Source organism: Paraburkholderia sp. BCC1886 (assembly GCF_900996245.1).
Lineage (GTDB): Bacteria > Pseudomonadota > Gammaproteobacteria > Burkholderiales > Burkholderiaceae > Paraburkholderia.
The window spans coordinates 70,510-95,108 of the sequence record NZ_CAAJGK010000022.1 but is presented as its reverse complement, the minus strand read 5'-3'; the positions used below and the strand labels follow the sequence as shown (position 1 = coordinate 95,108).

Here is a 24,599-nt window from a genome sequence, read left to right as displayed (position 1 = left end):
TCCGTCCTACGCTACTGGTCCCAACGATGTCCGACTCGACTGCTCCCACGCTCGCCCGAACGCGCGGCACCTCGCTGCATCGCCAGATGTTCGTCGTGCTGCGCGAGCGCATCGTCACGGGAGCCTATCCGGCAGGCAGCATGATTCCGCGCGAAGAAGACCTGTGCACGTACTTCGCGGTATCGCGCATTACCGCACGACGCGCGCTCGCCGATCTCGAAGCGCAAGGTTTCGTACAACGCCGTCAGGGGCTCGGCACCTTCGTGCGCGGCGATCTGCCGGTACCGCGTCAGGCGGCGACGCTCGGCTTCGTCGAGTCGCTGCAAAAAGCCGCCGACGAGACTCAGGTCGAAGTCATCCAGGTCGAACTCGTCACACCGCCCGCGCCTATCGCCGCCCAGTTGCAACTCGAGGCCGATGGTGAGGCGGTGCATGCCGTACGGCTGCGCAAACGCGGCGGCGAAACGGTGATGGTGTCCGACGCGTGGGTGCCCGGCCGCTACAGCAAAGCCGTCACTGCGGCGAGCCTGAAAAAGCGCGCACTTTTCGAAATCCTGATGAGTCAGGGCATCGAGTTCGGCCGCGTCATTCAGGAGATCACCGCGGTAGCCGCGGACCCGACTTACGCGGTCTGGTTCGGCACCGAAGTCGGCATGCCGCTTCTGCGCACCACGCGCCTCGTCTACGACACCGACCGCCAACCGGTGCAGCGCCTGACCATCACGGTATCGCCGGAACGCAGCCGCATCGTGACCGATATGACGGTCGACTCCATCGACACGTTGCGCACGGGCCAGGTCATTCACGACGTGCCGCACGAGGTGAACGAGACGAAGAAACCCGCTCGCAAGAGCCCCTCGACCGCCAACCGCCGCGCCTGATCGAAGCGCCGCCCGGCACCGTGCACGGGCTCAACGCGTGAGTGACTCCAGCGACTCCAGCGACTTGCCCTTCGTCGCGGGGCCGAGCAATGCAATCACCAGCGCGACCATCCCCATGCATCCGGCTATCAGCATCAGCGCACCCGGCACACCGGCACGGCTCAATGCATACGACACGAGAAAGCCGCTGAAGATGCCGGACAACCGGCTCCACGAGTAGACGAAACCGACCGCCCGCGCGCGGACTCGGGTGGGATAAAGCTCCGACTGGTACGCGTGAAAGTTATACGAGAGCGTCGTGGCGCCCAAGGTCACCAGCGCCCCGGTCACGACGATGCCGACCGCGCTGCGCGCCTGCGCAAAACACAAACCGGCAAGCGCCACCAGCAACGCGGACGCGACCATCTGCCATTTGCGCTCGAAACGATCGCCATACGACATCGCCAGCAACGGGCCGCATGGCATCACGAGCGTAATGCCGATCGTGTAGGCGAGACTCGTGGTCACCTCGAAGCCCTGCTTCATCAGAAACGTCGGCACCCAGTTCGAAAAGCCGTAGAGCCCGACGGTCTGGAAGACGTGGAACAGACTCAGCATCACCGTTCGCGGCAGGTACGCGGGCCGGAATATCTCGCTGAACTGCCCTCGTTCACCGCTGCCGGCACCCAATGACGGCACTTCCACATCGACCTCGGGGGCAGGCAAAGGGCGGCCGCTTTCCCGCTCGATCCGCTGTTCGAGCGCGCTCATCACCGCCTCGGCGCGCTCGCTCTGACCGTTTTCGGCGAGCCAGCGCGGGCTCTCCGGAATGCGCCGGCGGATCGCCCAGATGCACACCGCGCCCACCGAACCGATCAGCACGACCCAACGCCAGCCGTCCAGACCCAGCGGCGCGAGCGGCACCAGTTGCCACGCCAGACACGCTATCGCGGGAACCGCGAGATACGTGACCACCTGGTTCAGCGCAAAGGCGCGGCCGCGAAAGTGCTTGGGCACGAGTTCGCTGACATAGCTGTCGATAGTCACCAGTTCGACGCCTAGCCCGATGCCTACCATGAAGCGCCAGAAGTTCAGGCCGGGCGGCGTGCTCTGGAACGCCATGATCGCCGCGGACAGCGTGTACCAGAGCAACGCGAAGGTGAACACCGGGCGGCGCCCGAACCGGTCGGCAATCGAGCCGAACAGCAGCGTGCCGACCAATAGTCCGGCGAACGCCGCCGCAATGAACGCGGCGATACCGTTCATGCTGAAGAAGCCCTGCGTGGTCGCCGACAGTACGCCCGAGCGCACGATGCCCGGCGCGATATAAGCGGTCGAGAACAGCTCGTAGAACTCGAAGAAACCGCCGAGTGAAATCAGCACCACCAGCAGCCAGATCGTTTTACCGACCGGCAGACGATCGAGTCGCGCACCGATCAGCACGGCCTGACTCGCCGCGGCACGCGCACGCGCCTGTTGCGCAGCGACGGCCGGCGGCGCATGACCCATCGCGTCATTGGACGATGACATGCCTGTCTCCTTCTTCTGTTTTATGCAAAGGCGCGGTAGCGGTTCAGACGGATTCGCTCGTGGCCGTTGGCCTCGCCGCCGACGCCGACACGTTCCACAGCCAGGGCCGCTGCAAGCGGTCACGCTGCTGCCACGCTGCAATCTCCGGCTCGCGCAGCAGGGTCTGGGCAATTTCATCGAGGCCGCGCAACAGCGCATCGCGCCGCAGTGCTTCGATCTCGAATGGGAATTCGCGACCGCCCGGTGAGCGAACGATCTGCTGCGCCAGGTCTATCGACATCGACGCGCCGTCGCTGCATTCGTCGCCGAGCAAACGCACTGCGTCGGCCGGCAGGCGAACCGGCAGCAAGCCGTTCTGAAAACAGTTGTTGCGGAAAATATCGCCGAAGCTCTCCGCAATCACACAGCGAATGCCCATGCCCCACAACGCGGACACCGCGCCCTCGCGCGAGGACCCGCAGCCGAAATTCGCGCCTGCCAGCAGGATCGGCGCACCGCGAAACGGCGGCCGGTTCAGCACGAACGACGGCTCTTCGCTGCCGTCGTCGCGATAGCGCAGCGCTTCGAATGCATAAGGGCCGAGTTCGCTGCGCGGCGTCGACGTCAGCCGCTCGATGCGGATGATGAGATCGGTATCGACGTTCGCGCGCAGCAAGGGCGCGGCCGGCCCGTCGATGAGCGAGACTTTTTCCATGGCTACAGACTCCTGATATCGACGATGGCGCCCGCGATTGCCGCGGCGGCGGCCATCGCGGGACTGGCCAGATGCGTGCGCGCGCCCGGCCCCTGGCGGCCGACGAAGTTCCGGTTCGACGTGGACACGGCACGGGCCTTCGGCGGAATCTGCTCGCCGTTGGCCGCCACGCACATGCTGCAACCGGGCTCGCGCCACGCGAAGCCGGCCTCGATGAAAATACGGTCCAGCCCTTCGGCTTCCGCTTCGCGTTTGATGGTCTCCGATCCGGGCACGACCCACGCGGTCACGTGGGCCGCAACCCTGCGGCCCTGCACGATGCTCGCCGCCACCCGCAAGTCCGGCAGCCGCGAGTTCGTGCACGAGCCGATGAACACCCAATCCACGGGCGTGCCGATCAGCGCCGCGCCCGGCGTCAGCCCCATGTAGTCGAGCGCGCGTTGCCACGCTTCCTGCCGCATCGCGTCGGGCGCATCCGCGGGATTCGGGACGATGCCGTCCACCGCCATCGTGTGTTCGGGGCTGGTGCCCCAGGTGAGGGTCGGTGCGATCCCGCTCACGTCGAAGCGCGCTTCGCGATCGAAGCGGGCGCCGTCGTCGGAGGGCAGCGAGCGCCAGTACGCGCGCGCCGCTTGCAGGTCGGCACCGGACGGCGCGTAAGCGCGGCCTTCGAGCCAGTCGATGGTTTTTTCGTCGGGCGCGATCATGCCGATCTTCGCGCCCAGTTCGATCGACAGATTGCAGAGCGTCAAGCGCGCTTCGATGTCGAGCGCACGGATCGCGGGGCCCGCATATTCGACCGCGTAGCCCGTGCCGGCATCGGCCCCGAGCTTGCCGATGACATGCAGGATCAGGTCCTTCGCACTGACGCCGCGCGCGAGCGTCCCGTCGAACCAGAGGCGTAAGGTTTTCGGCCGCTGCTGCAGGAGCGTTTGCGTCGCGAGTGCATGGGCCACCTCCGACGAGCCGACACCAAACGCGAGCGCGCCCAGCCCGCCGTTCGTACAGGTGTGGCTGTCGCCGCAAATCAGCGTGCTGCCCGGCTGCACGATGCCCAGCTCCGGCGCCATCACGTGAACGATGCCTTGCCCGGGCTGCCCGAGATCGAACAGTCTGATCTGCGCTTTGGACGCCAGTTGCCGCAGACCGTGATAGAGCCGCGCGCCGCCCGCGAAGGTGTCGCCGGTGCGGCCCGGCGCGCTCGACACGGCATGATCGGGGGTCGCAAAAGCGAGTTCGGGATTACGCACCGGCAGCTTGCGCTGCGCCAGTTCGTATAAGCCCGCGGTGCCGGACAGATCGTGCAGCAGATGGCGGTCGATATGCAGCAGCGCCCAGCCCTCGCCCAGGTCCGCGACCACGTGCGTGTCCCAGATCTTGTCGAACAGCGTTCTGGCGGTCGTGTTCTGGCCTTTCATCGTTCACTCCGACCCGGCAGTCTGAAGCGTCGCGGAGCGAAAGCGCGTGCGCATGTCGTCCCACTCGCTTGCGCCCAATTGCCGGAAGCGCTCCTGCAGCGTGGGCCCATCGGCGAGCGCCGGCGGTTGACCGGTCGCCTTCAACTGACCCAGCGCGCGCATGCACGCGTCGGCAATCTCGCCGATCAGCAGGCTCGGCAGAATCGCGAGACGGTAGCCCAGTTCGTTGGCCGTGCGCAGGTCGATGTTCGGTGTCTTGCCGCCACGCACCACGTTCAGCAGACAGGGGCCGTGCACACGTTGCGGCACGGCAGCAAGTTCGTCGAGCGACTGCACCGCTTCGACGAAAGCCATGTCGGCGCCTGCCTCCAGCGCCAGGTTCGCCCGCGCGATCGCTTCGTCGAGATCCCTCACCGCGCGCGAATCGGTGCGCGCGATGATCAGGAAATCCGGATCGCGACGCGCGAACACCGCCGCACGGATCTTCGCCACGAACTCTTCGCGCGAGACGATCTCCTTGCCCTCGAGATGCCCGCAGCGCTTCGGCGCCACCTGGTCCTCGATATGAATCGCGGCAGCCCCACTGCGTTCGTAATGACGGACCGTGCGCACCACGTTCAGTTCGGTGCCGTAGCCAGTATCGGCATCGGCGATCACCGGGATGCTCACGGCGTCCGCGAGCGTTGTCGCATTGCCGACCATCTCCGTCATGGTCAATAGCCCGTAGTCGGGCAAACCGTATCGCGCCGAGGTGCCCGCGCCGGTCATGTAGACCGCAGGAAAGCCGGCACGCTCCACGAGTCGCGCAGTAAAGCCGTCGTACGCGCCGGGGGCGATCACGATGTCGGGTTGGGCGAGCAAGGCTCGCAGGGTGGCTGCAGCAGTCATGCGTTCTCTCCTTGTGCGTGGAATCGCGGATGCGTGTCAGGCAAGCGCGTCGGCGACGGGTGGCGCCAATGCGTCGATCAGTTCCTGCACGTCGGCGAGCCGCTCGAGTCCGAGCACCAGTTCTTCGATGCGCCGCTGGCGCTTCGCGTCGATCACGTTGCAGGTCAGCGTGCGGAACTTGTCGAGAATTCCCTCGTTCGACACCTGCACGAGCGGCTGTCCTTGCGGATGACGCAGCAGCAATTCCTCGCCTGAACCGTCCCTGAACGTGAAGCGGATGCGTACCGCGCCACGCGCGAGCGGTCCTTCGGAATCGAAGGCCTCGTCGTGCCGGACCGTAATTTTTTGCATGAAGTCCCACACGTCGTCGGCGTCGATCCGTTCCGGGCTGAACTGTTTGATCAGCGCCGCGCCGTCGAGCGCGGCCACCGCGACGGCGTACGCCATATTCATCTGCGCGCCGATCGGCGTGAGCGGCCGCTCGGCCTGCCAGCCGCCGTGATGGAACGCCGCGCTCGCGCACTCCAGGTCGATCTTCACGATATCGGCCGCGGTGATGCCGCGCCGCGCCCTGACGTCGAGCACCGCGCCAATGGGCGCGAGCAAGGCCCCCATCGCCGAGTATTGCTTGATGACGTAGCGCGGCGTTTCCCAGCGCTCGCCGAGTTCCGACGACACCTGGCTCGCGTCGGGCGCATGGCCCTCGCCGAAGGTCGACAAAAAGCCGCCGTAGTCGCGCTCGAAAACGCGTTTGATGCCGGTATAGCCGCCTGCTGCGAGCACTGCCGCATACAGACCGCTACGCGACGCGAAGCCGTGATGCATGCGCTTGGACATCGCTTCGAACTGCGCCGCCATCAGTCCGCCCGATTGCGTGCCGGCGAGTCCGAGCGCGTCTTCGAAGGCGCCTGCGTTCAGTTCGTGCAGCTTGCCGGCGGCCGCGGCGCTCGCGTGCGTACCGAACACGGCGCCCGAGTGCCAGCCGCGCGACAGCATTTGCGAGCCGTGCAACGCGAGCCCGACCCGCGGTCCGACTTCGTAACCGCACATCGCGGCGAGCAGGAAGCGTGCGCCGCTGACATGGCCCAGCAGGCCGGCGCTGGCGAACAGCGAAGGCAGCACGACCGACGCCGCATGCAGCGGCGCGAGCGGATGAAAGTCGTCGAGTTCGAAGCCCTGAATGAAGGTGCCGTTCAACAAGGCCGCGGCCGACGGCGTGGTTTTGCGGCCCCAGCCGATCAGACTCGATTCGCCGCTGCCTTCCAGCGCGCACACCAGTTCGACCGCCTTGCGCGACCACGGCAGTTGCGCGCCGACCAGCGCGCAGCCGAGCCCATCCAGCGTGAGATATTTGCCGCGTTCAAGCGCGGCTTGCGGGATGTCGTCGAGCTGAACGCGGGCAAGCCATGTGGCGAGCTGGCCGGTCGGCCCGTGTGGATCGGTGGGACCTGAGGCCAGCGGGGCGGCGCTGGCGTTTGGTGTCGAAGAAGCCATGATCAGTCCATCCCGAATAATTGAGCGTCGGCGATATTGTTATAAGAGTATAACAACCAATATCGCGCGACGGTCTACGGGGTTTACACCCATCGGTGCTTTCGTCGAATTAGGTCTGACGCTCCCATTCCACTGCGAAGGCGTTTAACTTCTAGCCGCATCCCATGCTGGTTTGCTCTACTGCATGAATGCCTGCTGCGCCCCGCTGCAGCGTCTTATCGTTCATATGGAGAGCACATGTCCGCCGATTCCCGTCCCGATCAACGGGTGCTGACCGTCGCGTGTCCGAGCGCAGCCGGCCAGGTCGCCGCCGTCGTCGGCTTCCTCGACCGGCACCACTGTTATATCGACGAGTTGACCGTGTTCGACGACGAACTCAGCGAACGCTTCTTCGTCCGCTGCGTCTTTCACGCCGTGCCGGAAAACGACATGCCGCAGGTCGACACGTTGCGGCGCGAGTTCGAACCGATTGCCGAACGTTTTCGCATGACCTGGGCAATGCACGACGTCGCGACCCGCCCGAAGGTCTTGATCATGGTGTCGAAACTCGAGCACTGTCTCGCGGATCTGCTGTTCCGCTGGCGTATGGGCGAACTGAAAATGGATATTGTCGGGATCGGCTCGAATCATCGCGATCTCGAACCGTTGGCCGCGCAGCACGGGCTGCCGTTTCATCATCTGCCGATTTCCGCGGAGACCAAACCGCAACAGGAAGCGCGGCTACTCGACCTGTTCGAAAGCTCCGGTGCGGAGTTGATGATTCTCGCGCGCTACATGCAGATTCTGTCAGGCGAGACGAGTCGCGCGCTCGCCGCACGCGCGATCAATATCCATCATTCGTTTTTGCCGGGATTCAAAGGCGCGAAGCCGTATCACCAGGCGCATGCGCGCGGCGTGAAGTCGATTGGCGCGACCGCGCATTTCGTGACGGACGATCTGGACGAAGGTCCGATCATCGAGCAGGTGGTGGAACGGGTCGATCATTCGTACAGTCCGGACCGCTTGCTGGCCACCGGCCGCGACGTCGAATGCATCACGCTGGCGCGTGCGGTGAAGGCGTTTATCGAACGCCGGGTGTTTATCAACGGTGACCGGACCGTCGTGCTGCAATAAAGCCTGAAGCAAAAAGAAACGCCGCTTTTCGATAAGCGGCGTTCTTTGTTCGATGACCTGCTCGTGCGCGGTTACTTCACCCAGCTATCCACCCGGTCGCCATGCGCGCTGATCCATGCATCGGCGGCGGCGGTCGGCTTCTCGCCGCCTTGCGTCGCCAGCATCACGCTGTCGATCTCGCCCGGCTTCCACTGGAATTTCTTCAGGAAAGCGGCCACGGTCGGCGCTTTCTTCTCGAGGTCGGGGTTTGCCACGTTATCCACGTGCTCCGATTCGCCGAATACTTTCTGCGGATCGTCGAGGAATTTGAGCTTGTACTTCGCGAACATCCAGTGCGGTTTCCAGCCGGTCACGATAATCGGCTTGCTCGCCGATTCCGAACGCGCCAGTTCCGCAGTCATCGCGCTGCCCGAACTCGGCATCAGGTTGTAGTCGAGCTTGTAGGCCTTGATGGCTTCGCTGGTCTTCTGCATCACACCGGCGCCCGCATCGATCCCGACGATCCGGCCGCCGAACTCGGCCTTCTTCGCTTCCAGATCGCCAATCGTCGTCACGTCCGCATTTTCCGGCACGATCAGGCCGATCTTCGCGTCGTTGAAGTTCGGACCGAGATCGACGACCTTGTCCTTGAAGTTGTTCCAGTAAGCGCCGTGCGTGACCGGCAGCCACGCGGACAGCGTCGCGTCGAGGTCGCCGCGCGCCACGCCCTGCCACATCACGCCTGCCGCGACCGGCACGAGTTGCACCTGATAACCGAGACGTTTCTCGATCACGCGTGCCGCGACGTTCGAGGTCGCGACGCTGTCGTCCCAGCCTTCCACGTAGCCGATCTTGATAGTCGGTTTCGTATCGGCCGACACGCTCGCGCTCGTTGCCGCCAACGCAGCGCTCATTGCGCTCAACACCAGAATCTTTTGGATCAGTCTCACCGTTATTCTCCCGTTCGCCGTACAGAGCCGTGTAATGAGCATTTAGAATCGCCAGCCAGAATTGCCGCTTAGCGTTGTTTTACGACATCCAGTTGTCCGCACGCGACTTCGTGCGTTCGTGTGTTCGTGCGTTCGTGCGTTCGTGCGTTCGTGCGTTCGTGCGTTCGTGCGTTCGTGCGTTCGTGCGTTCGTGCGTTCGTGCGTTCGTGCGTTCGTGCGTTCGTGCGTTCGTGCGTTCGTGTGTTCGTGTGTTCGTGCGTTCGTGTACCGCCGACCTGCTGCCCTGCTTCCTTCTTACTTATCCACGACGAGGTCGGTCAGCGGCTTGCTGCAGCAAAGCAGCACCATACCCTGATCGATCTCACGCTGACGAATTCCGCCCGCGTGTTTCATCGCTACTTCTCCGGAGACCAGCTTGACCTTGCACGTACCGCACATGCCCTGCGTGCACGACGCGGGCAGACGCAAGCCGGCTTTCTTCGCCGCATCCAGCACATGCTGGCCGCTGCCACATTCGATTTCGCGGTTGCTTCGGGCGAAGCTCACCTTGAACGAGGTTTGCACCGGTTCGCTAATCGGTGCGGGCGCGAAACCCGCCGCCTGTTCGCGGGTGTCGATAAAACTCTGTGCGGCGGCCTCCGGCGCGAGCAAGGTCGCCGTAGCCTGCAACGCGTCGGCGACATGCGCGGTCGTCAATTGCGCCGCGACTTCGCTGACCGTCTCGAACGAAAAGCTTTCCTCGTGATAATGCGTGCGGTCGAAACCGCCTTCGTCCAGTAACTGGCGCACCGCCTGCATATACGGCGCAGGGCCACAGGTGAAAATCTCGCGTTCGAGAAAGTCCGGTGCGATGAGTTTGAGAAGAGGCAGACTCAGAAACCCCGTCACGCCATGCCAGTTGGTGCGTGCACCGACTCGTTCGCACACGAATGCGGTGCGAAAACCCGTCTGGTTCGATGCGATCAGATCGAGTTCGCGCGCGAAGATAATGTCGTCGGGCGTTCGCGCGCTGTGCACGAACACGATATCGCTGTCTTCGCCGAGTTCGTGATGCGCGCGGCTCATGGACATTAGCGGCGTAATACCCGAGCCCGCCGACAGAAACAGCAGTTTGCGCGCCGGATGCCGCGCACAGGTGAACTCGCCCGACGGCCCCAGCACGCGTACCTCGCCGCCGACCTGCAGGTGGTCGTGCAGCCAGTTCGACACCTTTCCGCCGGGCACCCGCTTCACGGTAATGGCGATGCTATGCGGGCGCGTCGGCGGCGAGGAGATCGTGTAACAGCGGTTCACCGCTTCGCCGTCTATCTCCAGTTCCAGGGTAATGAACTGTCCCGGCTCGAAGACGAAAGCCCGCTCGCCTGGCGCGCGAAAGATAAAGCTTTTGACATCGTGCGTTTCATGACGGACCTGCGCACAGATCAACGTGTCGTCGGTGTCGCTATTCCAGCGGCGCGGCAGTGCGTCCCAGAACTGCGGCTGTGTCACACGGCTGGTCGGCGAGGGGCTGGCCTGCAACGTCGCCTGATCGCGCATCATTGAATTCTCCGGCTTCTGGTGGCTTCTGGTGGCTTGTAATTACTGTCGCGGCTAGCGCATGAAAGAGACGACTTTTTCGCCATGCGTAGCGGTCGCGTTGCCACCGGCATCGTTCGCTTCGGGCGCATGGCTGTAATGGTCCAGACGCGCGATATACCACTCGCAGAACTTTTCCACGAGGCCTTCGGTGAATGGCGAATACGGTCCCGGCTCATACGCGCTGCTGCTCGCGCCGCGCTGCGAGTACTCGACGAGCGCTCGGTCCTGGTCGTTGGTCGCGCGCCAGACTGCCGTCAGGTTGTTGACGTCGTAGTCGATGCCCTCGCGTGCATCCTTATGAACCAGCCATTTGGTGCGCACCAGCGTTTTGCCCGCCGACAACGGGATCACTGAAAAACTGACGATATGGTCGCTCATGAAGTGATGCCACGAATTGGGCTGGGTCCAGAACGACAGGCCGCCCAGGTCAGCCTGCTCGAAACCGCCGAGCAGCTTTTTCGATGCGACCTTGGCATCGAGAGTTTGTGATTCACCGTCCCGATCGAGCGGCAGACGTTGCGTGCGAAAACCCGTTACCAGATCGGCGAGCCGCTCGATCTCCGCCGAAGGCAGCTTCATCGCTTCCCATTGCGCGGTACGACGCGCGACGGTGGCTTCGAATGCGGCCATACCCGCTTCGTTATCGGGCGTGCGCTGATAACCGAAACCGTATTCATAGAGCGAGATTGTCAACTCGGGGTGATTCGCCACGCAGTGATAGCACTCGCGATTGTTCTCCATCGTGAGTTTCCAGTTGCCGTCTTCCACGAGGTCGATCGATGCCGCGATCTTGCAGTTGGCCAGATCGTGCGGCAGCAGATACGGTTCCATCGCGGCACGCACGACATCGAAATCGGCCGGCGGCGTGTCGGCGAGGCAAATGAATATGAGTCCGGCGAGGTTCTGCACGTGCACGGCTTTCAGGCTGTGTTTGCAGCGGTCGAACTGCTCGCCCATATGTTCGGCGAACATCAGGTCGCCGTTCAGGTTATAGGTCCAGCTGTGATACGGGCAGACGATATTGCCGAGCGAGCCCTTCTCGGCATTGCACAAACGCGCACCGCGATGGCGGCAGACGTTATGAAACGCGCGTACCTGCATGTCGTCGTCACGCACGATCAGGATGGAGTCGTGGCCGATTTCCACGGTGATGTAATCGCCCGGCTCCGGCACGTCCGGTTCCACGGCGACCTGAATCCAGTGCTGCCGGAAGATCGCGTCCAGATCCAGCGCGAAAATGGCTTCACTCGTATAGAACGGCGCTTCCAGCGTGTGATTCTTTTTGCGGCGTTCGATCATTGCGCGAACGTCTGCCGAGACTTTCATTGTGTGCTCCGTTGCATGTCACGTCTGGCGCCGCGCCAGGCCCTCCTGGTCGCGTGCTGGCCCGAACCGGGAATCAGTAATCCACGAGTTGATGCTCGCGCAAATACGCCAGAATCACTTGTGCTTTTTCGACGGAACTCCCTTCAATTACGACGCTGCCGCCGCGGCTTTCCGTCGTGGTGGCCGAGAGCATGCGAGCGTGGCCCGAGCGCTTTTCGGCAGCCGCCAGACGCAGCGGTTTGGCGGTCGCGGCGCGTGTGGTCCATGCAAGGTGCTCATCGTTTTCCGGTCGCGCTTGCGTGGCGATCGGCTCGATCGTCCCTTCGCGCAGACGCGCGTACGCATAGGCCGGTGTCGCATTGGCGAGCGGATGCACGGCGATCAATGCCGGCAAGCTCACTTCGACACGCCGGCGCAAACCCTTCGGCATGAACTGGCGAACCTCGGCCACACCGTTGCGCACGTTCAGATCGACTGCGGCGCCGACGAGCGGCATATCGAGCGCGGCGGCCACCTGGTACGGCAGCATGCCGGTGTCGAATGCGCCTTCCGCGCGCGTGCCGGATAGCACGAGGTCGTAGCCGGTGAGCCGGGTCGCCAATAACGCGGCCGTATCGGAAGTAGCAGGCGCTTCCAGCACTTCGACCACACGCGCTCCCAGCGCGAGATACTCCTTGAGCGCGGGGTTCGACGCATCGCCCGCATGCAATACATCGAGCGACGCATGGTGGGCTTTCGCGAGCGACAGCGCTATCGTCAGTGCCGCCGCGTCGTTGCGGCTGTAGCGCGCGGTGCCGCTGACCGGATGTCGTCCCACGGAGACCAGTACGGCGATTTTCATGCGGCGACTCCTTCGGCGGCGGCCGGCGTTTTCAACAGCGCGGCACCTGTGCCGCGCGCACTTCTGGCGGCAGCCGCTGCTTCATCGAGCGCGACGATGGTTTCGCGCGCATCGCCGATCACCGTCAGATTCGCGCGTTTGGCGATGGGTGCGCTCGCATCGAGATTCACTGCAATCACGTGGCGGCAATCCTTGATGCCCTGCAAATGCTGGACCGCGCCGGAGATACCGAACGCGATATAGACGCTCGCCTCCACCGTCTTGCCCGTGGCGCCGATCTGTTTGTCGCGGCTGAATCTGCCGTCGTCCACCGCTACGCGACTCGCGCCGATCGCCGCGCCCAGCGTCGCCGCCAGCGACTCGAATGCAGCCACGTCGCTCACGCCGTTCCCTGCCGACACGATGAAATCCGCTTCTTCGAGCGCGATCTCGGCGGCGTCGATCTCCTCGATGCCGAGATCGCGCACCCGGTTTTCAGGCGCGTTTAGCGCTGGTAACCCGGACGCCGTGCCGTCGAAGCGCCACATCACCCGCTCGCCCGCGCCGACGAACGGCAGCCTGGGATCGACCGCATGCGGCGCGAGCAGCACCACGTCCGGCAGCGCGCGTACCGCGAACGCTGTATTCGTGCGGATATAACTGGCGACATGAGCGGCGTCGATTTCAACCACATGCGTGGCAACGCTCGCGTGACTGGCCGCGGCATAGCGCCGGCCGAGATCGCCGTCGCCGGTCGCATTGTCGGGCAGGAACACATGGGCCGGCGCATACGCGGCTATACAGGCCGTCAGCGCGTTGAGTTCGTCGAACGGCGCGAACTGGCGGCGATCGAACATCGGCAACTCGATCAGCTTGTCGGCGCCGAGCGCGGCGGCATCGGCAGTGAATTCGCCGAAGGCCAGCAGCACGACCTCGGTCGCCGCGTCCGCGAGGAGCGCGGCGGCGGCGAGGGTCTGGCGTGCATGCTCGTCAAGCGCGCCGCGATCCGGATGGGCGGCCACCAGCAGCACGCGTCGAGGCTGCGCTGTCGTGCGGCGCGGCTTCGCCTGCTCGCGATGATGACCGGTCGCCTCTTTATAGGCCGCCGTATCTGCTACACCCGTGACACCGAGCGTAATGCGCCGCAGTCCGTCCGCCGTGATCGTGAAGGGCCGGCGCGGATCGATTCGTTTGAGCGTGTTCATCGCATTACTCCAGCGCCGCTGCAACCAGTTCGGCAACGTCGAGCACTTCCGGGCGCGGACCGACCACGCCTTCGAGCATCGCCGTGCAATTCGGGCAACCCACCGCGACGATCCCCGCGCCCGTGGCGCGAGCATCGTCGATGCGGATATCCGGAATGCGTCTTTTACCGGGAATATCGGTGAGCGGCGCGCCGCCGCCACCGCCGCAACAGCGGCCGCGCAAACCGTTGCGCTCCATTTCCACGATTTCGATACCGATGCTTTTCAACACACGGCGCGGCGCTTCGGTCTCGCCGTTATAGCGGCCCAGATAACACGGGTCGTGATACGTAATCTTGCGGTCCGCGAATGCGACCACCGCCCGCGGCGAGAGCTTGCCGCCCTGCACCAGTTCATCGATCAGCGCGGTGTGATGCTGCACATCGTAAAAGCCGCCCAATGCGCGATATTCGTTGCGCAGGCTGTGCAACACGTGCGGGTCGGGCGTCACGATCTTGCGGAACGTGTACTGCGAAAGCGTCCCGATCAAGCCGTGCGCGAGTTGCTGGAACGTGGCTTCGTCGCCGAGACGCCGTGCCGTGTCGCCGGTATCGGTCTCGACGCCGCCGAGCACGGCATAGTCGATACCCGCACGGTTCAACACCTTGACGAGTGCGCGCAGCGTGCGTTGATAACGCATGTCGAACGCGCCCTCGCCGGCGATCAACAACACGTCCACCGGGCGGCCCGGCTGTGCGACCTGCACTTGCAGATCGACGGCCCAGTCGTAACGCGCGCCAATGTCGTAACCGTTCGCGCTACCCGTTTCGCGCAGATTGGCGAGCGTGAGCGGTCCCTTGCCGGGCACGCTGCCCGCCACCAAAGTCTGATTGCGACGCATATCGACAATCGCGTCGACGTGTTCGATCAGCATCGGGCACTCCTGCACGCACGCGCGGCAAGTCGTGCACGACCACAGCGTGTCCGCTTCGATCAGCGTGGCGATCAGCGGCTTGTCCGGGGCGCCGCCATGCTGGCCCACCGCGATGCCGGGCGTCGGGCTGCCGGCATAGGCGGCGTCCGTGCCGCCTACCATTCCGGTCACGAGATCCTGAATCAGCTTCTTCGGATTGAGCGGCTGGCCCGCGGCAAACGCCGGACAGGCCGCCTCGCATTTGCCGCACTGCACGCACGCATCGAAACTGAGCAACTGGTTCCAGCGAAACTCGACCGGCTTGCCCACCCCGTATTCCTGCGCGTCGAGCAAAGGCGCTTTCAACGCGGTCGGCGGCACGGCATCGTTGTCGTTACGCTCGGCAAAGCGCTCCTGACGCGGATGAAACGCGAGATGCAGCAGTCCGGCGAGCGCATGCTTCATCGGACCACCACGGGCCGCGCCGAAGGTCATCGTGAACGCGCCCGCCGCAATCAGCAACGCGACGATAACGGCGAGCGCGCCCGACATCGCCGCAGCCGGCAACGCGATGAACAGCACGAGACCCAGCGCGAAGCCGCCGAGCAGAAGCGGCAGATGATCCCAGGGTCCGCGCGACAGACGCGCGGGCACCGCTTTTGCACCATGCCGGCGACGCCAGACGAAAACCGCGCCGACCAGCATGATCAACGCCGCGAGAAAGATCAGCCGGTCGAGCCACACCGAATAGATGGCAAGGCCGTAGTTGACGAACACCAGCGCCATCGCGAGAATCGCGCCGCCCGCGGTCGCCACGTGCGTGCGGGCGATATACGGATCGCGTGCCACGACATGATGCAGATCGACGAAATAGCGCTTCGGAATGGCCAGCAGATTGACCCAGCCATAGGCGCCCGCCGCCGTCGCGCGGCCTTCGCGCCAATACGCGGCGCGCTTCGCGAGTGCGAACGCCAGACCCGCCACCGACAACCACAACAGCACGGTGATGACAAACACGGGGTTCATCGTCAGAAATCCTTGCAAAGGCGCAGCGCGTCGTAAATGGCGCCGTGAATGTTGTGCATCGAAATGCAATCGCCGACGCGAAACAGCAGGAAGCGGCCGTTGCCGAGTTCTTCGGCGAGCCACGGTTGCGGTTCGGCGGCGAACAGTTTGTGCACGTCCACCTGACCGCGATTCACCGATTCGGGTTTCAGCGCCCAGTAGAGCTCGTCGTTCGGCGCGATGCCGTTTTCGATCACCACCTGATCGACCGCGCGCTCTTCCTGTTCTTCGGTGTACTCGTTGCGCAGCACGGCGATCTTCTTGCCGTCTTCTTCATAGACCTTGTCGAGCCAGTAGTTCGGCGTCTGCACCACGCCTTGCGCATACAGGCGTCGATAGAAGATCGGGAACGTCGTGCCGCCCACGTCGTCGGCGACCTTCACATCGGGCGTGACGATTTCGACATTCGAGCCGCGGCTCGACAGAAAATCGGCGACGCCGGCCCCGGCATGCGTGCTCACTCCGTCGTACACCAGCACGTTCCTGCCCGGTTCGACCTTGCCCGACAGGATGTCCCACGAACTGACCGCGAGGCCCGCTTCCACGCCCCACCCCGCCACCTGCGAGGTGAACGAAGAACCGCCCGTGGCGAGCACGACGATGTCCGGTTTCTCGGCCATGATGGCGCTCGCGTCGGCCGCGACGCCGAGGCGACGGTCGACACCGAGACGCTTCGTCTCCATGTCGAACCAGCGCACGATGCCCGCCATCTGCTCGCGTTGCGGCGCCTTCGCGGCCAGCATGATCTGACCGCCGACGTAGTCGTTCTTTTCGAACAGCACCACGTCATGCCCGCGCGATTTCGCCACGCGCGCCGCTTCGAGCCCCGCCGGACCCGCACCGACCACGACGACCTTGCGCTTCGGCCCGCGTGTTCTCGTTATGACGTGCGGCATGGTTTCTTCGCGCGATGTCGCGGCGTTCTGCACGCACAGCACGTCGAGGCCGTTGTACTGGCGGTCGATGCAGTAGTTCGCGCCGACACACTGCTTGATCTCGTCTTCGCGGCCGTCGCGAATCTTGATGACCATATGCGGGTCGGCAATCTGCGCGCGCGTCATGCCGACCAGGTCGACCATGCCGTTGGCGAGCAGGCGTTCGGCTTGGCCCGCGTCGCGAATACTCTGCGCGTGCATCACCGGGACGTCGACGACGGACTTGATGCCCGCAGCCAGATGCACGAACGGCTCGGGCGGCAAGGCCATCGGCGGCATGCAGTTGGCGAGGGTGTTGTGCGTGTCCGCACCGGAGCCGATCACGCCGATGTAATCGATCAGGCCGGTTTCGCTCATGGCCTGAGCGATTTCCTTGAGTTGGTCGTGATTAAGGCCATCTTCATGAAACTCGTCGCCGCACATGCGCAGGCCGACGCAGAAGTCGGCGCCCACCGCTTCGCGCACGGCTTTCAGCACTTCGGTGCCGAAGCGCAGACGGTTTTCCAGCGAGCCGCCCCACTCGTCGGTGCGGAAGTTGGTGCGCGGGCTCCAGAACTGGTCGATCAGATGTTGATGCGCCGCCGAGATTTCGACGCCATCCATGCCTGCGGCCTTGATGCGTTTCGCCGCCGCGGCAAAGTCGTCGATGATGCGACGGATTTCTTCCACTTCGATGATCTTCGCATTGCCGCGATGCACCGGTTCGCGCACGCCGGATGGCGACATCAGATGCGGCCAGTGCTCGCCATGAAACGCCGTGCGGCGGCCCATGTGCGTCGCCTGAATCATGATCTTCGCGCCGTGCCGATGCATGGCTTCCGCGAGACGCGACAGCGGATCGATAATCTTGTCGGTGGACAGGTTCACCGATTTCCACCAGCCCTGCGGACTGTCGATGGACACCGGGCTCGACCCGCCGCACACGGCGAGGCCCACGCCGCCCTTGGCCTTCTCTTCGTAGTAACGGATATATCGGTCGCCGGGCAGCCCGCCTGGCTCCGCATACACTTCCGCGTGCGCGGTGCTGACGATGCGGTTACGCAGGGTCAGCTGATTCAGCGTGAGAGGCTTGAAAAGATTCGGGTAACGCATCGCGATCGACCTCGGACTGCTCGGAAGAAATGGGCGGAGTGCTTATGCGCCGACGTGATTCACGCGGCGAGCGGCGACACTTCGAATACGCAGTGATGCTTGCACTCGCCCGCACACTGCACCTCGCGCGACTGCGACGGCGGGCCCTTGCGGCTCGTGTCCGGCGCGGTGTCGTTGACCCAGTCCATCGCACCGGCAAACCAGCCGGCGAACATGTAGCAGAGCTTGCCCTCCTTGCCTGGCTGCGCGAGGACGAACGACGAGTTGTGCAATTCGACGCGAGCGTGCGAGGTGGACGGATCGGACTCCGTAATCGTAAAGAGGCCCCAGCCACGTTGCGACAGGCGGTTCAGATAGTGTTCGAACACTGCCATTCCGCTGATACCGTGCTGTTTGGCTTCCTTGTCGCACCAGAAATAGGCGGACTTGTAGCCGGCCTTGTAGAGAATTTCCGCATAGGCATCGAGACCGAGCGCTTCTTCGACCGCCGTGTGGTTGTTGGTGAAGAAGTGGCGTGGCACGTAGAGCATCGGCAGCGCGTCGGTGGTCCAGACGCCGGTGGCGGGATCGACGTCGATAGGCAGTTGAGGTTGCATGTGCGGAGTTCCGTTTTAGTGGGTACGTGGTGGCGTTTTCTGTTCAGAGCGTTGTGCTCAAACCTTCCAGACATCGCCGAACACACGCACCCAGTTTTCGCCCATGATTTTCTTGATGCGCGATTCGCTCCAGCCTGCGCGTTGCATTGCGGCGGTCAGGTTTGGAAACTCGCCGATGGTGCGGATGCCTTCCGGGTTGACGACCTTGCCGAAGTTGGTCAACTGGCGATAGCGGCCTTTGTCGTGCGTGATCCAGTCGAAGAACTCGGTGCTGTAGCCTTGCGTGAAGTCGGTGCCGATACCGACCTGGTCTTCGCCGATGAGATCGACCACGTACTCGATGGCTTCGAGGTAGTCGTCGACGGTCGCATCCGGGCCGCGCTTGAGGAAGGGGGCGAACATGGTTACGCCGACGAAGCCGCCTGCGTCGGCAATTTCCTTGAGTTGCTCGTCGGTTTTGTTGCGCGGGTGTTCTTTCAGGCCCGACGGGCAGCAGTGCGAGTAGCAGACCGGCTTGTTCGATGCGGCGATGGCTTCGGAGGAGGTTTTGCCGCCTACGTGTGAGAGATCGACCATGATGCCCACGCGGTTCATTTCCTGGATGACTTCGCGGCCGTAGCCGGACAGGCCGCCGTCGCGTTCATAGCAGCCGGTGCCGACCAGGTTTTGCGTGTTGTAGCAGAGTTGCACGACGTTGACGCCGAGGTCTTTGAAAGCTTCGATATAGCCGAGGTTGTCTTCGAAAGCGTGGGCGTTCTGGAAGCCGAAGATGATGCCGGTTTTGTTTTCTTTTTTTGCGCGGTGGATGTCGTCGGTGGTGCGGACTAGCGTGAGGATTTCGCTGTGTTCGCGGATTTGCTGTTTCATTTCCGCGATGTTGTCGACTGTTTTCTGGAAGCTTTCCCAGACCGAGACGGTGCAGTTGACGGCGGTCACGCCGCCTTTTTTCATGTCTTCGAAGACGGAGTGTTCGAATTTCGAAATGTTCAGGCCGTCGATGATGATGCTGGATTCGTGGAGAGTGGGCATTCAGGGGGCTCCAGGCGTGGTCGGAAGGGGGCGCCTGGGCGGCGCTTGTCCGAGGGCTTTGTTTGGTCTATTTTTGACGGTGTTCCGTCACGCCAATTTGTCATTTAAGACGGGTTTTTTGCCTTTTCCGCCATCTGGGGGTTTTTCGTTGCGCTGGCTTTTTGGCCTTTGGCCTCTCGTTGTTTTGGCCTTTCCTTGATTTGGTAGTGGTCTATTAGCGTTCCCCCTGTGCGGGGGGGCACTTACTTCTCTTTGCCGCCGCAAAGAGAAGTAAGCAAGAGAAAGCGGCTCACACCGCTAATTCTTAAGCGGGCCCCGCGCGAGTTTTCTGGTAGTGGTGCATCTGGAATCCGTGTTCTCGCACATTCCGCCTCAGTGACAAGGCAGTCATTCTTCCGGCGGCGCTTCGCGCGCCCCCGCGTCGTTCTACCCCCTCGGTTTTCCGCTTTCCGTGGTGTACCCATCCGCGACGCACGCAGTGCGGAGTGGGAGCTGATGAGTGCTTTGTCACTGACGTCGAATGCGCGAGGGACCGGATTCCAGATGCACCACTACCGATGAAATGCTGCGGGGCCCGCTTAACAGTTAGCGGTGTGAGCCGCTTTCTCTTGCTTACTTCTCTTTGCGGCGGCAAAGAGAAGTAAGTGCCCCCCCGCACAGGGGGAACGCTAATAGACCACTACCAAATCAAGGAAAGGCCAAAGATTCCAGACCAACAAAAAAAACCTTCACCCCTGCGCCGCCAAGGTGCACCCTCCACCACCAGGCTCGCTTCTGGTGCCCCCCCGCCCCACAACGCTTAGCGATCCAACCCATCCCCAAACAAAACGAACAACAAAACCAACAAAAACCCCACCCCAGCGAGGGTTCCCCCTGATGGCACACAAGTTGCAAACCTAATCAGAATCACAAAAAAGCCCCCCGGCACCTTACAGATCCGAAGGATCCCCACCCCCATGTCCACCGATCGCACGGCGTCGTTGTCGCACTTCGCATTCATGCCAGTCCCCAACTTCACCATGATCGCCTTCACCAACGCGATCGAAGTGCTACGCATGGCCAACTACCTCACTGGGCAAACCCTCTACCGCTGGTCCATCGTCAGCCCCGACGGCGGCCCGGTCCAGGCAAGCAACGGCCTCGCCGTCGACACCATCCCGGTCGACAATCTCCCCACCCCCGATATCGTCTTCGTCGTCGGCGGCATCGACGTGCAACGCGCCACCACCCCCGCCCATCTCTCCGCACTGCGTCGCTTCGCGCGCCTCGGCAGCGTCCTCGGCAGTCTCTGCACCGGCACCTACGCATTAGCTCGCGCCGGTCTGCTCGCCAACTACGCCTGCGCCATCCACTGGGAAAACATGTCGGCGCTCAAGGAAGAATTCCCCGAGACGCGCTTCCTCAAAGAACTGTTCGTCATCGACCGCGATCGCGTCACCTGCACAGGCGGCGTCGCGCCGCTCGATATGATGCTCAACCTCATCGCGCCACGCGTAGGCACCGCCAAAGTCACGCAGATCGCCGAACAATTCATCGTCGAACACGTACGCGATACCAGCGCCCAACAAAAAATGCCGCTAGTCGCGCGGCTAGGCTCGGCCAACAAGTCGCTCTTCGAAGTCATCGCACTCATGGAGAACAACATCGAAGAACCACTCTCTCGCGAAGAGCTCGCCCGTCTGGCCGGAATGTCGCAACGGCAGTTGCAACGGCTCTTCCGCGAGCATCTCGGGATGACGCCCACGCATTACTATCTGACGCTACGCCTGCGCCGCGCACGCGAACTGCTGCTGCAAACCGATATGTCGATCATGCACATCACCATGGCCTGCGGCTTCCAGTCGGCCTGCCATTTCTCCAAAAGCTATCGCGATGCCTTCGGTACCGCCCCCACGCGCGAGCGCCGCAAACAGGCGCCCTCGCTCACCATCGCCCCCGTCATGGCGGCCTGAGCGTCGGCAGAAACAAGCGCGGTCCCAAGATTTTCTTTAGCCTCGCGCAACTTATCCTCGATTGTCAGCCGGTCGCGAAAGCCGGATAGTACGGCCACGACACGCTCCGTCGATCCGACAATCAAGGAATCCCCTTCATGAAGTTTCAGGCATTCAGCCTCAGCGCAGCTATCGTGTGCGCGTTGAGCGCCGTCTCTCCCATCGGCCACGCGGCGAGTCGCGAGCCGGCCATTCGTTCGACCGTCGACGCGGCCATCCGGCCCATGATGGCGAAGTACCGGATCCCGGGCGTGGCAGTTGGAGTCGTAAGCAACGGTCAGTCGTTCGTCTTCAACTATGGCGTCGCGTCGACGCAAGCCGCGCTTCCGGTGACGCAACACACGTTGTTCGAACTGGGCTCGGTGAGCAAGACGTTCACGGCGACGCTCGCGTCCTGCGCGCAACTCGACGGCAAGCTGGCGCTGACGGACACGGTTGGTCAACATCTGCCGGCGCTGCAAGGTGCGCCGTTCGGCGACGTCACCCTGCTCGAACTCGGCACCCATACGCCAGGCGGTCTGCCGGTACAGGTGCCCGACGAGATTCACGACAACACGCAACTGCTCGCGTACTTCAAGACGTGGAAGCCAACCTACGCGCCGGGCTCCTATCGCACTTACTCGAACCCGGGCATCGGGTCATTCGGTCTGATCACGGCGAAGAGCCTCGGGCAGCCGTTCGCTGCGTCGGTCGAACAACGCCTGTTCGCGCCGCTCGGCATGAAGGACACGTACTTCGACGTGCCGCCCGAACACATGACGGACTACGCGCAGGGATACCGCAAAGACGGCACGCCCGTGCGCGTGTCACCCGGCGTGCTGGCCACCGAGGCATACGGCATCAAAAGCACCGCCGCCGACATGAACCGCTTCGTGCAGGCAAACATGCATCTGCTGGCGCTGAACGACTCGCTGCAGCGCGCCATTACGCAGACCCATACGGCGTACTTCACGTCCGGCGCGCTGACGCAGGATCTGATCTGGGAACAGTATCCGTACCCCGTCGCGCTGAAAAACCTGCAGGACGGCAACGCGCCCGCCATGCTGAACGCGACGCCGGCCACCGCCATCACGCCGCCGCTCGCGCCGCGTGACGACGTCTGGATCAACAAGACCGGTTCGACCAACGGCTTTGGCACCTACGTCGCCTTTATTCCGGCGAAACATCTGGGCATCGTGATCCTCGCCAACAGAAACATCCCCAACGAAGACCGGGTGAATGCGGCTTACCGGATACTGAGCGCGCTGGCCAATCGTTCTCACTAACCGACTTGATAAAAAACGTCAGTCGCGCGCCGGGCTCAACACACCTGGCGCGTCGTTCTCCACCGCTTCGGAAACGAGCGTTTCCAGCGTCAACCCACGCGTCTCGATGCCCATGATCCACACGGCCGCGGCAGCGATCACGAAACACATCGCGCCGAGCGAGAACACGCCGCCCTGGCCGAACATCGGCAGCACCACACCGACCACATACGGTCCGATCAACGAACCCACGCGGCCGATTGCCGACGCGAACCCCGAACCCGTTGCGCGCGCACCCGTTCCATACAACTCCGGTGTGTACGTGTAGAGCACGGCCCACATCGCGAACAGAAAGAACTGCATGGCGAGGCCCGCGCAGATAAGCAGCGTCGGCGTTTGCGCATGCAATGCGGTTTGCCCGTACACGTAGGCCATTACCGCGCTGCCTGCGAGGGACGCGATGCAGGTCGGCTTGCGTCCCCAGCGTTCCACCAGCCACGCGGCGCAGATAAAGCCGGGAATGCCGCCGAGCGAAATCAACACCGTGTACAACACCGATTTCGTCACTGCGAACCCGGCCTGCTGCATCAACGCGCCGAGCCACGAAGTGAGACCGTAGAAACCTAGCAGCGCAAAGAACCACAGCGTCCACACCATGATCGTGCGGCGCCGGTAAGCCACGCTCCAGATTTCGCGGAACGCACTGGCGCCCTTCGCCGCCGGCGGTTCCTGCACCATCGATGGCGTACCCAGTTGCGTCAGGCCGCTGGCTTTCATCACCTTGGCTTCGACTTCGGCCAATACCTTGTCCGCGTCGGCGAGACGTCCGCGGTGTTCGAGCCAACGCGGCGACTCCGGCACGACCCGGCGCACGATCAGCACGAATACAGCGGGAATCGCCAGCAACGCAAATTCGGTCCGCCATCCGAAGGCCGGCAGCACAAAATACGACACCACGCCCGATGCAATGAAGCCGAGCGGCCAGAAGCCATCCATCAACGCGATCAGCCGGCCGCGCGACTTTGCCGGCACGAACTCCGACAACAGCGTCTGCGCGATCGGAAACTCCATGCCCATGCCGAAGCCGAGCAACACGCGATAGAAGATCAGCGCGTCGACACTGTGCGCGGTCGAGCACAGATACGAAGCGAGTCCCCACAACACCATGCTCCACTGAAAGACCGGCCGACGCCCGAAGCGATCCGCGAGCATGCCCGCGATCGCCGCGCCGATCACCATGCCGAAGAAACTGGCGCTCGCCACGAGCCCCGCCATCGCACTCGACAGATGGAACTCGGTTCTGATCGAACCGAGCACGAAGGTCATGGTGCCGAGGTCGACCGAATCGAAAAAGAACGCGATGGCGATGATGACGAAAATGGTGCGGTGGTAACCGGAGAACGGCAGACGCTCGAGCCGCGCCGCGGCGCTATGACGAGACGGGACGCGAGGCTGCGCATGAGGCTGGAAAGCGGTAGACATATCATCCCCGGGTTAGGGCGGCATCGGCCGCGTGGACGTTCCTTTCAGGTACTTTCAGTAGACGACGACATAAATCGGCCACATAGAAGGAATGCGTCATCGGGATAGGATGAAGACGCCGTCGACGACCCTGCGAACTACAGGCGCGACCGTTCCTGCGCCGCGCTGACAATGCGCGACAGCGCATCCGCACTCAGTCGAGCGGCCACGTCATGAACGTAATCGTGATGGCGCGATTGCAGCGCAGCGCCGAGTCGTTGCGCAAGCAGATAACGGATCAGCGCGATACGCCGATGCCGCAACGCGATGCTCCGTTCGAGCAATGCGAGCGCGGCATCGGCGTCGTGCTGCTGGATCGCGCGCTCGGTGAGATGCGCGGTGGCGAGACGGCTAGCGGGCATGTCGATACCATGCAGCG

20 protein-coding genes are annotated in these 24,599 nt (G+C 63.3%); 4 read left to right on the top strand and 16 right to left on the bottom strand.

Annotation, left to right across the window (positions count from 1 at the left end; translation table 11 throughout):
• Positions 1 to 26 precede the first annotated feature (26 nt).
• Positions 27 to 881 (top strand): GntR family transcriptional regulator, encoded by an 855-nt coding sequence (locus tag FQ746_RS02030; protein WP_144107043.1) that lies wholly within the window; start codon positions 27 to 29, stop codon positions 879 to 881.
• A 30-nt stretch (positions 882 to 911) separates the two neighbouring features.
• On the opposite strand, the gene FQ746_RS02025 is transcribed toward FQ746_RS02030, so the two are convergent.
• From FQ746_RS02025 to FQ746_RS02005, 5 genes are read right to left on the bottom strand one after another with little or no spacing between them, the layout of a single operon-like run.
• The gene (locus tag FQ746_RS02025) at positions 912 to 2,390 is read right to left on the bottom strand and encodes an MFS transporter (RefSeq protein WP_260853850.1); all 1,479 of its coding nucleotides are present in this window, start codon (positions 2,388 to 2,390) and stop codon (positions 912 to 914) included.
• 43 nt (positions 2,391 to 2,433) lie between these two features.
• On the bottom strand, positions 2,434 to 3,084 hold the full coding sequence (leuD, locus tag FQ746_RS02020) for a 3-isopropylmalate dehydratase small subunit (RefSeq protein ID WP_144107041.1): 651 nt from the start codon (positions 3,082 to 3,084) through the stop codon (positions 2,434 to 2,436).
• Between the two features lie 2 nt (positions 3,085 to 3,086).
• On the bottom strand, positions 3,087 to 4,502 hold the full coding sequence (gene leuC, locus FQ746_RS02015; protein ID WP_144107039.1) for a 3-isopropylmalate dehydratase large subunit: 1,416 nt from the start codon (positions 4,500 to 4,502) through the stop codon (positions 3,087 to 3,089).
• A 3-nt stretch (positions 4,503 to 4,505) separates the two neighbouring features.
• Positions 4,506 to 5,390 (bottom strand): oxaloacetate decarboxylase, encoded by an 885-nt coding sequence (locus FQ746_RS02010; RefSeq protein ID WP_144107037.1) that lies wholly within the window; start codon positions 5,388 to 5,390, stop codon positions 4,506 to 4,508.
• Between the two features lie 36 nt (positions 5,391 to 5,426).
• A complete protein-coding gene (locus FQ746_RS02005) occupies positions 5,427 to 6,884 on the bottom strand; it encodes an MmgE/PrpD family protein (protein WP_144107035.1) in 1,458 nt (485 codons plus the stop codon).
• A gap of 237 nt (positions 6,885 to 7,121) precedes the next feature.
• Here FQ746_RS02005 and purU point away from each other — a divergent pair, with 237 nt between their 5' ends.
• Entirely contained in the window at positions 7,122 to 7,997 is an 876-nt protein-coding gene (purU, locus tag FQ746_RS02000; protein WP_144107033.1) for a formyltetrahydrofolate deformylase, read from the top strand.
• Positions 7,998 to 8,068: 71 nt separating this feature from the next.
• Here purU and FQ746_RS01995 read toward each other — a convergent pair whose 3' ends face one another.
• The 9 genes from FQ746_RS01995 to FQ746_RS01955 all read right to left on the bottom strand — a co-directional run bounded on the left by FQ746_RS01995 (position 8,069) and on the right by FQ746_RS01955 (position 19,464).
• Positions 8,069 to 8,926: a glycine betaine ABC transporter substrate-binding protein gene (locus FQ746_RS01995; RefSeq protein WP_144107031.1), complete on the bottom strand. Its 858-nt coding sequence runs from the start codon at positions 8,924 to 8,926 to the stop codon at positions 8,069 to 8,071.
• A gap of 294 nt (positions 8,927 to 9,220) precedes the next feature.
• Positions 9,221 to 10,465, bottom strand: coding sequence for a hybrid-cluster NAD(P)-dependent oxidoreductase (locus FQ746_RS01990; RefSeq protein ID WP_144107029.1), 1,245 nt, complete (start codon positions 10,463 to 10,465; stop codon positions 9,221 to 9,223).
• Between the two features lie 51 nt (positions 10,466 to 10,516).
• Positions 10,517 to 11,830: an aromatic ring-hydroxylating oxygenase subunit alpha gene (locus tag FQ746_RS01985; RefSeq protein ID WP_144107027.1), complete on the bottom strand. Its 1,314-nt coding sequence runs from the start codon at positions 11,828 to 11,830 to the stop codon at positions 10,517 to 10,519.
• Positions 11,831 to 11,903: 73 nt separating this feature from the next.
• On the bottom strand, positions 11,904 to 12,671 hold the full coding sequence (locus FQ746_RS01980) for an electron transfer flavoprotein subunit beta/FixA family protein (protein WP_144107025.1): 768 nt from the start codon (positions 12,669 to 12,671) through the stop codon (positions 11,904 to 11,906).
• The gene (locus FQ746_RS01975) at positions 12,668 to 13,855 is read right to left on the bottom strand and encodes an electron transfer flavoprotein subunit alpha/FixB family protein (protein ID WP_144107023.1); all 1,188 of its coding nucleotides are present in this window, start codon (positions 13,853 to 13,855) and stop codon (positions 12,668 to 12,670) included. Before FQ746_RS01975 ends, FQ746_RS01980 begins: the two co-directional genes overlap by 4 nt.
• 4 nt (positions 13,856 to 13,859) lie before the next feature.
• A complete protein-coding gene (locus FQ746_RS01970) occupies positions 13,860 to 15,773 on the bottom strand; it encodes a (Fe-S)-binding protein (RefSeq protein ID WP_144107021.1) in 1,914 nt (637 codons plus the stop codon).
• Positions 15,774 to 15,775: 2 nt separating this feature from the next.
• Complete coding sequence (locus FQ746_RS01965) at positions 15,776 to 17,839, bottom strand: NADH:flavin oxidoreductase (RefSeq protein ID WP_144107019.1); 2,064 nt, start codon at positions 17,837 to 17,839, stop codon at positions 15,776 to 15,778.
• Positions 17,840 to 17,898: 59 nt separating this feature from the next.
• Positions 17,899 to 18,435 (bottom strand): DUF5943 domain-containing protein, encoded by a 537-nt coding sequence (locus tag FQ746_RS01960; RefSeq protein WP_144107017.1) that lies wholly within the window; start codon positions 18,433 to 18,435, stop codon positions 17,899 to 17,901.
• A 57-nt stretch (positions 18,436 to 18,492) separates the two neighbouring features.
• Positions 18,493 to 19,464: a dipeptidase gene (locus FQ746_RS01955; RefSeq protein ID WP_144107016.1), complete on the bottom strand. Its 972-nt coding sequence runs from the start codon at positions 19,462 to 19,464 to the stop codon at positions 18,493 to 18,495.
• 956 nt (positions 19,465 to 20,420) lie between these two features.
• Here FQ746_RS01955 and FQ746_RS01950 point away from each other — a divergent pair.
• Positions 20,421 to 21,416 carry a GlxA family transcriptional regulator gene (locus FQ746_RS01950; RefSeq protein WP_186310601.1) on the top strand — a complete coding sequence of 332 codons (996 nt, stop codon included), beginning with the start codon at positions 20,421 to 20,423 and terminating at the stop codon, positions 21,414 to 21,416.
• Between the two features lie 137 nt (positions 21,417 to 21,553).
• Positions 21,554 to 22,720 carry a class C beta-lactamase gene (ampC, locus tag FQ746_RS01945; protein ID WP_144107012.1) on the top strand — a complete coding sequence of 389 codons (1,167 nt, stop codon included), beginning with the start codon at positions 21,554 to 21,556 and terminating at the stop codon, positions 22,718 to 22,720.
• An 18-nt stretch (positions 22,721 to 22,738) separates the two neighbouring features.
• On the opposite strand, the gene FQ746_RS01940 is transcribed toward ampC, so the two are convergent.
• Together FQ746_RS01940 and FQ746_RS01935 are read right to left on the bottom strand one after the other, a co-directional pair.
• Positions 22,739 to 24,181, bottom strand: a complete 1,443-nt coding sequence (locus tag FQ746_RS01940; protein WP_144107010.1) for an MFS transporter — start codon at positions 24,179 to 24,181, stop codon at positions 22,739 to 22,741.
• Positions 24,182 to 24,318: 137 nt separating this feature from the next.
• Entirely contained in the window at positions 24,319 to 24,582 is a 264-nt protein-coding gene (locus tag FQ746_RS01935) for a hypothetical protein (protein ID WP_144107304.1), read from the bottom strand.
• Between the last annotated feature and the right edge of the window lie 17 nt (positions 24,583 to 24,599).

Bases quoted from the DNA above. Each gene is read 5' to 3' on its own strand.
- FQ746_RS02030 (WP_144107043.1), top strand. From the start codon at position 27: ATGTCCGACTCGACTGCTCCCACGCTCGCCCGAACGCGCGGCACCTCG.
- FQ746_RS02025 (WP_260853850.1), bottom strand. From the start codon at position 2,390: ATGTCATCGTCCAATGACGCGATGGGTCATGCGCCGCCGGCCGTCGCT.
- leuD (WP_144107041.1), bottom strand. From the start codon at position 3,084: ATGGAAAAAGTCTCGCTCATCGACGGGCCGGCCGCGCCCTTGCTGCGC.
- leuC (WP_144107039.1), bottom strand. From the start codon at position 4,502: ATGAAAGGCCAGAACACGACCGCCAGAACGCTGTTCGACAAGATCTGG.
- FQ746_RS02010 (WP_144107037.1), bottom strand. From the start codon at position 5,390: ATGACTGCTGCAGCCACCCTGCGAGCCTTGCTCGCCCAACCCGACATC.
- FQ746_RS02005 (WP_144107035.1), bottom strand. From the start codon at position 6,884: ATGGCTTCTTCGACACCAAACGCCAGCGCCGCCCCGCTGGCCTCAGGT.
- purU (WP_144107033.1), top strand. From the start codon at position 7,122: ATGTCCGCCGATTCCCGTCCCGATCAACGGGTGCTGACCGTCGCGTGT.
- FQ746_RS01990 (WP_144107029.1), bottom strand. From the start codon at position 10,465: ATGATGCGCGATCAGGCGACGTTGCAGGCCAGCCCCTCGCCGACCAGC.
- FQ746_RS01985 (WP_144107027.1), bottom strand. From the start codon at position 11,830: ATGAAAGTCTCGGCAGACGTTCGCGCAATGATCGAACGCCGCAAAAAG.
- FQ746_RS01980 (WP_144107025.1), bottom strand. From the start codon at position 12,671: ATGAAAATCGCCGTACTGGTCTCCGTGGGACGACATCCGGTCAGCGGC.
- FQ746_RS01975 (WP_144107023.1), bottom strand. From the start codon at position 13,855: ATGAACACGCTCAAACGAATCGATCCGCGCCGGCCCTTCACGATCACG.
- FQ746_RS01970 (WP_144107021.1), bottom strand. From the start codon at position 15,773: ATGAACCCCGTGTTTGTCATCACCGTGCTGTTGTGGTTGTCGGTGGCG.
- FQ746_RS01965 (WP_144107019.1), bottom strand. From the start codon at position 17,839: ATGCGTTACCCGAATCTTTTCAAGCCTCTCACGCTGAATCAGCTGACC.
- FQ746_RS01960 (WP_144107017.1), bottom strand. From the start codon at position 18,435: ATGCAACCTCAACTGCCTATCGACGTCGATCCCGCCACCGGCGTCTGG.
- FQ746_RS01955 (WP_144107016.1), bottom strand. From the start codon at position 19,464: ATGCCCACTCTCCACGAATCCAGCATCATCATCGACGGCCTGAACATT.
- FQ746_RS01950 (WP_186310601.1), top strand. From the start codon at position 20,421: ATGTCCACCGATCGCACGGCGTCGTTGTCGCACTTCGCATTCATGCCA.
- ampC (WP_144107012.1), top strand. From the start codon at position 21,554: ATGAAGTTTCAGGCATTCAGCCTCAGCGCAGCTATCGTGTGCGCGTTG.
- FQ746_RS01940 (WP_144107010.1), bottom strand. From the start codon at position 24,181: ATGTCTACCGCTTTCCAGCCTCATGCGCAGCCTCGCGTCCCGTCTCGT.
- FQ746_RS01935 (WP_144107304.1), bottom strand. From the start codon at position 24,582: ATGCCCGCTAGCCGTCTCGCCACCGCGCATCTCACCGAGCGCGCGATC.